This window comes from Endozoicomonas sp., from assembly GCF_051008435.1.
Classification (GTDB): Bacteria; Pseudomonadota; Gammaproteobacteria; order Pseudomonadales; family Endozoicomonadaceae; genus Endozoicomonas_A.
On record NZ_JBPCXO010000179.1, the window covers coordinates 1 to 4,880 of the forward strand.

Below are 4,880 nucleotides of genomic sequence, written 5' to 3' on the forward strand. Positions count from 1 at the left end.
CGGGTGATAAACTCCACATTGCCCACGTAGCGGGTAATGGTCGTTTTGTTATTGCCGTCGGTATCTACCCGCTTATAGCGGCTGCGGCTGGTATCGTTTGTTGCTGTCACACAGCAATTCAATACTACCAGCAGCATGGGACGGTTGACGCTCAATATTCTACTGTCGTTTGCCCAGTTCGAAAGGGAAGTCACCGGCGAGCGGATTCGGGACAAGTTTCTACTCTCCAAGAAGAAAGGCAAGTAGATGGGTGGTACGCCACCGCTGGGCTATGACGTGGTGGATCGCAAGCTGATCCCCAATGAAGGGGAAGCGGTTATTATCCGGGAGATCTTCAAGACCTTTATTGAAACCCGATCCCAGATTGAAACCGCCGAGCGGATGAACGACATGGGCTTCAGAACCAAACGACTGCCGCGCAAAGGTGGTCAAGTTGCCGGTAGCAAGAAGTTCACCCGCACCGCCATCTACAAGCTGCTTAAGAGCCGACTTTATATGGGTGAGATCGGGCACAAGGGAGAATGGTATCCCGGTGAGCACAAAGCCCTCATCAAATCGGAGATCTGGGAGCAAGCCCAAACCATTATTCAAGGCAACAGTTCGAACCGGCAGACAGACAGCCGACACCGCAACACACGTTCCTTTCTGCGGGGTTTTCTGTTCGGCCCGGAGCAGGAAGCCCTGATACCCACAGCCACCCGCAGCAAGGGCAAACTGCACCGCTACTACGTCAGCAGCATGGCCCGGAAGCACGGCCACAAACACTCACCCTTGCCTACCGTACCTGCGAAAGAGATTGAGTTTCTGGTGGTGGAGCATCTCCGGGATTTACTCAAGCAGCCGGTGATCATTTTCACTACTTGGCAGATGCTGACGGATCAGGACGCTTTCAATAAAGATCAGGTTAGGGAAGCCCTGAATGATCTGTCGGATATCTGGAACCTGCTGTTCCCCGAAGAGCAGCGCCGTTTGATGAAACTGCTGGTCAGTCGTGTAGACGTCCACCAGCAGGGCATCAGTATCCGCTTCCACCAGGAAGGGATTCCCACCATCACCACTGAGCTACATGAAGAGCTACATGAAGAGCTACATGAAGAGCTACAAGGAGAAGTGACATGGCCATAAAAGTAACCGGCAAAGCCACCCGAACCTACCTCGAAGACGAGAACTGCATTCTGGTGCATATCCCCATCAAGTTCATCAGCCGCAAAGGCAAGACCCAGATCACCACTCCCGATGGTCGTCCGGTGCTGGAAGAGGTCGATCCGGCTTTGAGGAATGCTCTGGTCAGAGCGCATCGATGGTTGAAGGCATTGGAAACAGGGAAAGAACAGCATCTGAAAGTGCTGGCCCAGAAGGAAGGGATTACCAGTGTCAGCTACGCGTCAAAAATCCTCCGCCTGACCACCCTGTCACCAGAGATCCAGGAAGCCATTATTGATGGTCGCAGTCTGGGAGGTTTAGTGCTGGCTGATTTTATGAAGCCTTTCCTGCTCCTGTGGTCAGAACAAAAGAAAGCTTTGGGGATACCGGAGGATTGATTGTAATTTATGAAGGAGATACAGAAGTAGAATATTTGAGCACTACTTCTGTAGTTCATTGCTTGATCACCATTTCTGCTTTTCAAACTTCTTCACGAAGTGCTTTTGGAGCCATGGAACACCCTTTTCATAGTTTATTAAGTCACCATTCCTTAACTTGGCAACCAGCCGCATACTATTATCCATATCGGTATTATCAAAAATCATTACGTCATCTGCTACCTGAGTGGCATCAAACAGGAGTTCCATCGTTCTCTTGTAGCGTTGTATGATTTTGTCGATTGGAACAGCATGGCCACCTTTCTTAACTCTGTTCTGAACCCTCTGAACATTAATGGCCGGATCATCAATACCCACAAACACCAGAGTGACATGAAACCCTTTTGCCTTTGCGGTTACCATGTACTCGACTTTACTTGGGTGAGACATTACAGACTCAAAGGAATGAGATACACCTTTTTGCAGTAGACTATGCCTCTGTTTTTCAGCTATAGCCTGAGCCTGCTTGGCCTTGTTGATATCATCACCAGTAAGGCGGGCCGCAATCTCATCAGGGTTGATATAGATTCCAAAGTCAAGGCCTTGACTCATCAGCTGATTTGTAATTGTACTTTTACCCGATCCATTGGGACCTGCGATTAAAATGAGTTGTGGCTTATCATCCATGATTATTTTCTTTCTTAACGTTTCTTATTATTTTTCCGTGCTCATCTTTCTTTTCAGAAACCAGCTGACCTTCTTCATCCTTACCCCATACTTCCAACCCCGCATCAAGAGACTCTTGCTTTGCCTCCTGACCTGCTTTTTTGGCGATAGACTGAAGCTCATCGATAGACAAATCATTGATGTTTTTCATGGTCACTCCTTTGTATCCCAATCAAGTTTAAGCTTGACAGCAGTATACTATTCCACACCTAATTTTTAATCAAAAACTTCGCTGACCGTTCCCCGCACATATCGCTAGTAAAGTGCAAACCCAACACCCGTTCAAACACCCCTAAACCGCTTATAAACAACTGTTTTTAAAAGGGAAATCAAAGTACGCACAAGAATTTTGAAAAGTGCGGATTTAAGAGAAGAGAAAGAGAAAAAGGCCCAAAAATAGCCAAAAATGGGCTTTTTTACGGTTTTTGCCAGTGCGGAAATTAAACGACCAAAGAACAATAAAAGGCGAGATAGGCAGAGCAGAAAACCAACCCCCAGAACGACAAAAAGCCCTATAAAAATAGGGCTTTTTGAATATGGCGCACTCGGAAGGATTCGAACCTTCGACCGCTCGGTTCGTAGCCGAGTACTCTATCCAGCTGAGCTACGAGTGCGTTGTTCTTTTTTCAATTCTGGCGGTGGGCGGGGAACCTACAGCAAATTTTTCTGATAAAACTGTTAGAATCGACATTTATTCTGTCACAGTAGGCTGTGAAGATTCCCGCACGTACGAGGCTGCTTAACAGTTTTGCAACCAGCCTCAAAACGTACGAGCGATTCAACTTATTTCCAGTGATTACACTTTCCATTGAACTAACGTTGAAAGCCAAGCTACTAGATTTGATACACAAAAGAAAGCAAATAAATAGCGATAGCTTATAGAACTATTTTTCATAGGTACCCCAGAAAACATTAATATAACTAATGATATCAGGGAGTAGAAAATCAATATAAATTCCAAATTAAAGGTTGAGAGTATGGATAACCCAAAACCAAGTAAAATTGAAATAGCTATGACCAAATAATGTTTATATTTACTGATTACCATAAAAAACATGCTCAACTTGCTCTTCAAAAGTCACGCGTCCTTGCTCAATTCCATATGTAACGTCTCCAACTGTTGCTAGCCCTCCCAGTGGAGCCAACAATACTCCCGTCACTACTCTAGAAGCTGTTCTGGACACTGTATAAGCATTGGCTGAAGATTTAGCTAGGTTGTAAACAGCTCTACCAGCATCAGCTGAACCCTGAGCAGCAGCACTAGGGTTATCAACAGCAAAAGAAACTGCTTTAGAAATTGCTGTATCCATTACATGTCCTTCCATGTTGGCATTATCGAACTCAGCATCACCGTATAAACCTATCGACCTGCCAACATACCTAAAAGCTCTTCCAACCCCCTCAAAAACAGATTTGACTCCATCATATACCCCCCTATCAATATCCTTTGTTATTGAGCTAACAGGCCGATTTCTTAATTCTAATCTACTGACTCCCTCTGCATTAAACAAATGAGCCATAGCCGCTGTCTGGGCTCCATTGGCAAACTTGCCGCCGGTCAGTTTTGAAGCGGTTCCTCCAATAAGTGCTGCAACTGTCGTTCGTCCAGCAACAGATGCCGCTGATTTACCCTGTATAACATTCATGTTACTCGTAGCAAACTTGGTAAAGCCCGCAGAGATGAAGCCATGGCCAAACTTACCACCTTGTAACTCTGAAATCACTCCTCCAGTCATTGCGTGCGCAGCTATATGTGAAGCCCCGCCAGTAGCATTCCAGGTACCCTCTGCGCCATTAAATTTTGCCCCTATCGCATTAAAGGCAAAAGCTGCAACACCTGCAATAGCACCCGATTTTAGAGCATCGCCTGAACTGGCTCCCATGGCTCTAGCAAATTCATAGTTCCAAGCTGCAACACCCGCAGGCCCACCAAAATATCCGGTAACGAAGTTGCCTACTATATTCACAAGCTCAGGGCCAAATACTTTTGAGAGTCCTTTTATAACACTGCGAGTTATTTTCTTTATTTTCTTCTTAACCCACTTGGAGAAGTAACCACTGGGGTCCACCGCATTCAACGGATTATTCAGCACATAGCTATACCGGTTAAAGCTCTGAGTGTGCCGACTGCCTGGATAAATGGATCAGCTTGTAGGAAACGTCCCAGTTTCGGGTCATACACCCTGCCATTCATATGGATCAGGCCGACTTCGTCCAGCTGCTCGTGGCCGGTAAAGCCTCTGGTCGTGTAGCTGCTGTTGAAGCTGCTGAGCTGGCTGTCCAGCAAGTCCTGCCAGTTGGTGGCGTTCCTTCTCTGGCCGAATGGGTCAAAGCTCTGGCGTTGCAACAGGGTCATGGCGTTGCCGTCCATGATGGTGTGGGTGCTGCCCAGGTGATCTTTGAACAGCAGTTGCGCGCTGCTTTCGGTGCCACCGCCGGACTTTTTGGTTGAGGTGTCAATCGCTACTCCGTTGATGTAGCGTTTAGTCTCCTTATCGCCGTTGAGCCGGGTGATAAACTCCACATTGCCCACGTAGCGGGTAATGGTCGTTTTGTTATTGCCGTCGGTATCTACCCGCTTATAGCGGCTGCGGCTGGTATCGTTTGTTGCTGTCACACAGCAATTCAATACTA

Annotated in this window: 7 protein-coding genes and 1 tRNA gene; 3 read left to right on the forward strand and 5 right to left on the reverse strand. The window is 46.9% G+C overall.

The window, feature by feature from the left end:
- Positions 1-135: 135 nt before the first annotated feature.
- The 3 genes from ACR2PX_RS08710 to ACR2PX_RS08720 are packed head-to-tail and all read left to right on the forward strand — an operon-like array spanning position 136 to position 1,541.
- Positions 136-246: a hypothetical protein gene (locus ACR2PX_RS08710; RefSeq protein WP_433998970.1), complete on the forward strand. Its 111-nt coding sequence runs from the start codon at positions 136-138 to the stop codon at positions 244-246.
- Positions 247-1,125 carry a recombinase family protein gene (locus tag ACR2PX_RS08715; RefSeq protein ID WP_433998971.1) on the forward strand — a complete coding sequence of 293 codons (879 nt, stop codon included), beginning with the start codon at positions 247-249 and terminating at the stop codon, positions 1,123-1,125. It begins immediately after the preceding gene.
- Positions 1,116-1,541, forward strand: a complete 426-nt coding sequence (locus ACR2PX_RS08720; RefSeq protein WP_433998972.1) for a hypothetical protein — start codon at positions 1,116-1,118, stop codon at positions 1,539-1,541. Before ACR2PX_RS08715 ends, ACR2PX_RS08720 begins: the two co-directional genes overlap by 10 nt.
- Positions 1,542-1,607: 66 nt before the next feature.
- On the opposite strand, the gene ACR2PX_RS08725 is transcribed toward ACR2PX_RS08720, so the two are convergent.
- The 5 genes from ACR2PX_RS08725 to ACR2PX_RS08745 form a co-directional block, all read right to left on the reverse strand.
- Positions 1,608-2,207, reverse strand: coding sequence for a zeta toxin family protein (locus ACR2PX_RS08725; protein WP_433998973.1), 600 nt, complete (start codon positions 2,205-2,207; stop codon positions 1,608-1,610).
- A complete protein-coding gene (locus ACR2PX_RS08730; protein ID WP_433998974.1) occupies positions 2,200-2,397 on the reverse strand; it encodes a hypothetical protein in 198 nt (65 codons plus the stop codon). The genes ACR2PX_RS08725 and ACR2PX_RS08730 overlap by 8 nt, the downstream gene beginning before the upstream one ends.
- Positions 2,398-2,783: 386 nt before the next feature.
- Positions 2,784-2,860: transfer RNA gene (locus ACR2PX_RS08735), tRNA-Arg, on the reverse strand.
- A 420-nt stretch (positions 2,861-3,280) separates the two neighbouring features.
- The gene (locus ACR2PX_RS08740) at positions 3,281-4,324 is read right to left on the reverse strand and encodes a hypothetical protein (RefSeq protein ID WP_433998975.1); all 1,044 of its coding nucleotides are present in this window, start codon (positions 4,322-4,324) and stop codon (positions 3,281-3,283) included.
- Positions 4,325-4,332: 8 nt separating this feature from the next.
- A partial coding sequence (locus ACR2PX_RS08745; protein WP_433998976.1) for an RHS repeat domain-containing protein occupies positions 4,333-4,880 on the reverse strand: 548 nt, incomplete at its 5' end.